Genomic DNA, 3,171 nt, shown 5'->3' with positions numbered 1-3,171 from the left:
TGTCTAAAGTGATTAAATAGCTAAAGCAACCGCCTCTTCAGGTGAAAATAAGCCACATTTCCTTGCCTGACAGTCCATGAAACTTTATGTTAAATTAGACGTAGCTTAATTTTTGGGGAAGACCCTGAAGCAACCAGGTTTAAATTAATCATTGGATGATTGATGGAAAGAAGAACAATGTCAAAATTTGTCGGATTTTTTACGAAGAAACGAATCATTGCCACGTTAGTCTTAGTTGTTGTGATTGCAGGAGCGGCAGCAGGATTTTCTTATAATCGACTTCACGCTAACCAAAATTTAAAGGGAACTTATACCTTAACCCAGCAAGATAGCTCTGGTAAGGATCAAAAGGAACGGTTAACCTTTGCAAAAAATAACAAGGTGACCCTGAGCGTTGATGGTACTTCAACTAAGCAGGCGGGTACTTATAAAATGACCGATGCTTGGAAGGGTACATTTAGTGTTACTTTGAAGGGTGACAAGATGACTGGGTTCTGGGATGACAGCCATCGTAGTATCATCTTAGAAGACAAGAAGACTAAGTTACCTGTTGTCTTTACGAGTGAAAAGAAGGCTAAGTCTGGCGCACAGTTGTCAGGTAGCTTCCCCTATGCTCAAGTCAGTGCATCTGGTGCGGAGGTGGATGTGGCCTTTTCTGGTAACGATGTTGCTTTCGTCAGCCAAAGCTCTGTTTTGGGTTCAAGTAACTATGCGATTAAGGGTTCAAAGGTTTATATTACAGGATTTGGGGCATTGAAACCATATCAATCATCACCATCAACTAGCCTAGCAGCCTTTATGAAGGCATCATAACGATAAGTAAAATAAAAGACATAACTGCCCAGTTCGAGTGATTTGAACTGAAGCGGTTATGTCTTTTTTGTTTTAATCAGTCACAAGGAGTGGCTGTGTTGTCCTAGGACCATTGGTACAGTTATAAACTAATGAAGCGTTTTGTTGCTCAGTGCCATTGATAAAGAGTGAATGATTGGTAAGTTTGTAATTGTTGGTTTGAACAATATCAACGTGCTTATCGTGATCACTATGATTTTCAATCAAAATGGTGTAGGAACCAGGGCTGAGGCGGTCATGCAGAAGGTAGTCACCCCCGTCGTAATTAAGGTGGTAAACTTTATGATCACTATTGCGAATTAATTTGGCTGTCACATGCACATGAGCATGGACTTGCAAATCAAAGTAATTGGCTACCTGGTTTAAGGTGATTTTTTGTGAAACAGTATGACCAGGTACTAATGTTTGTGGCTGGGCCTGGTATTGTGCGGATAACTGGCTTTGTTGAGCGGTAATGACGCTATTTTTTAATTGATGTGGGAAAATCAAGTTAATAGCAAGCAACAGAACAGCACCAGTAAGTGTACTAATCATAGCTAAGTGTTGATTCTTGGCTGTGATAAAGGGTGGGTTCCAGTCGCTCTGACGGTCAGAAAGGCTGTTGTAGGCAAAGATGAGTAGAGGGAAGACAATTTGACCATAGCGAGGCTCTGCTTCCCATAAAATGGCATGAAAGCCCAAGTAGCCTAGCACGGTAATAACGGCCAGAAGGGTTACTGCTTCTTGGGAGTCCGATAGGTTGGGTTTCCAGTCAATGAGGCGAGTGATGAGTCCGATAAAGAGCAGAATAGTCGCAGAAGAATAGGAGATAATCGTTAGTTTTTGAAACAAGGATTGATGGTTGTGGTACCAGGCTGGGGCAGAACGGAAGCCACCATTATACCAGTCTTGAATTTGACTAACGTTGAGTAAAATTCCAACTTTTCCTATCCAAAGGGTGACGAGTCGGAAAGGACCCAAGTCAGTCAGGCGGTCGGTGATTTCTTCTTTGTTGTAGTCTTTTCGTTCAGTGGCTGATTTCAATGAAATTTCATGGTTAACATCAGCATCTGAGTACATTCCAAAATTATTGAAATTTAGCCCCATCATCATCCAGTGAGTGGCTGGAAATTCATATCGGCTTTCTTTGCTGTAGTCGGTCACTTGGTTGATGGCTATCGTAGCGGGTTTACTAAGACCAATGCCCAGCGTAATCAAAGCCATCGGTAGGAGTAACTGAGACTTCTTTAAGAGCTTTTGCCGCCAAAGGAGCCAGGCTAAGATGGCCATGGCCGGAACAATGACGATTAAATTAGCCTTGATTAACATTCCCACCGTTGTCACTACTACCAGGGCAAGTGCAGACAAAGCTTTTTTCCAAGGAGTCCTTGTCCTCCAAAACATCAGGGTCTGCATGATAATCAAAAGAATCAGCATTGAGGGTAAGTCGGAATAAAAGACCTGCAGGTAGTATGTGTAAGCAAAGGGGGTACAGGCAAAAAAGGCAAAACCGCCAACCAGGGCAGTTTTACGCCGATTTAGCTGCCAAATGGTTCGTAAGGATAAGGCAATGAAGGTATTTAACAAAAGAAAGGAAAGTAAATGAACGGCTAAATTGGTTGAAAAATGAAAGAGCTGAGTAAACCGTAGCCAAACCGATAAGAAGTAAGTGAGGGCCACATTGTTGGGGTACCGCCAGAAATAAGTGATTGTCCAATGGTTGTGGCCAGCCGCCATTTGATCGGCTTGAAATAAAATCCGATAGGGATCGTGGTAGATTGTATCTGGCATGACCTTTAAGACAAAGACTTGGGCAGCCATCATGAGGACAAATCCACCGGCTATGAGCCAAGTCAGGGTTCGCATCGGCAGACGGGTGATATGGTCACGAAGAACCCTGATTAGGGCTAAGGTTAACAGGGCAAAGGCCAGGGTACCTAAGGCGGTTAGTGTGGCCAGGTTACCAAAGGCGCCAATGATGAGGACAAAAGCCAGAAATCCAGCGAAAAAAGAAGTTCGTTTTATTTGAGATGACATGAATTAAACCGTGTTATTTTAACTTTTTTTGAATGTGATAGTGCGGGCGGTGCTTGACGTCTAGCATGATTTTTCCGATGTACTCACCAATGATACCCAGACTAATCATTTGTAGACCAGCTAGGAACCAGATTGAAATCATCAAGGAGGACCAACCGTGGATGGTTTGTCCTAAGACGTTCATCGTCAGGGTATAGCCGACCATCCCGGTCGCAACCAAAGAAATTATGAGACCGAGAACTAAGATTAACCGAACGGGGGCAATCGATAAGCTAGTAATACCATCCCAGGCGAAGGCTAGCA

General features: G+C 43.2%; 2 protein-coding genes and 1 pseudogene. 1 reads left to right on the top strand and 2 read right to left on the bottom strand.

Annotation, left to right across the window (positions count from 1 at the left end):
• The first annotated feature begins 177 nt into the window (after window positions 1-177).
• Window positions 178-813, top strand: a complete 636-nt coding sequence (locus AOQ29_RS07385; protein WP_061993836.1) for a hypothetical protein — start codon at window positions 178-180, stop codon at window positions 811-813.
• Window positions 814-885: 72 nt separating this feature from the next.
• On the opposite strand, the gene AOQ29_RS07380 is transcribed toward AOQ29_RS07385, so the two are convergent.
• On the bottom strand, window positions 886-2,868 hold the full coding sequence (locus AOQ29_RS07380; RefSeq protein WP_061993835.1) for a glycosyltransferase family protein: 1,983 nt from the start codon (window positions 2,866-2,868) through the stop codon (window positions 886-888).
• Window positions 2,869-2,881: 13 nt separating this feature from the next.
• A pseudogene (locus AOQ29_RS08320) lies at window positions 2,882-3,171 on the bottom strand (glycosyltransferase); the annotation flags it as partial.

The organism is Fructobacillus ficulneus (genome assembly GCF_001047075.2).
In the GTDB taxonomy this organism is placed as follows: Bacteria; Bacillota; Bacilli; order Lactobacillales; family Lactobacillaceae; genus Fructobacillus; species Fructobacillus ficulneus.
The sequence above is the reverse complement of the archived record's forward strand: the minus strand, read 5'-3'. Positions and strand labels throughout refer to the sequence as shown.

Excerpts from the sequence above, each read along its gene's own strand:
- AOQ29_RS07385 (WP_061993836.1), top strand. The coding sequence starts at position 178 with ATGTCAAAATTTGTCGGATTTTTTACGAAGAAACGAATCATTGCCACG.
- AOQ29_RS07380 (WP_061993835.1), bottom strand. The coding sequence starts at position 2,868 with ATGTCATCTCAAATAAAACGAACTTCTTTTTTCGCTGGATTTCTGGCT.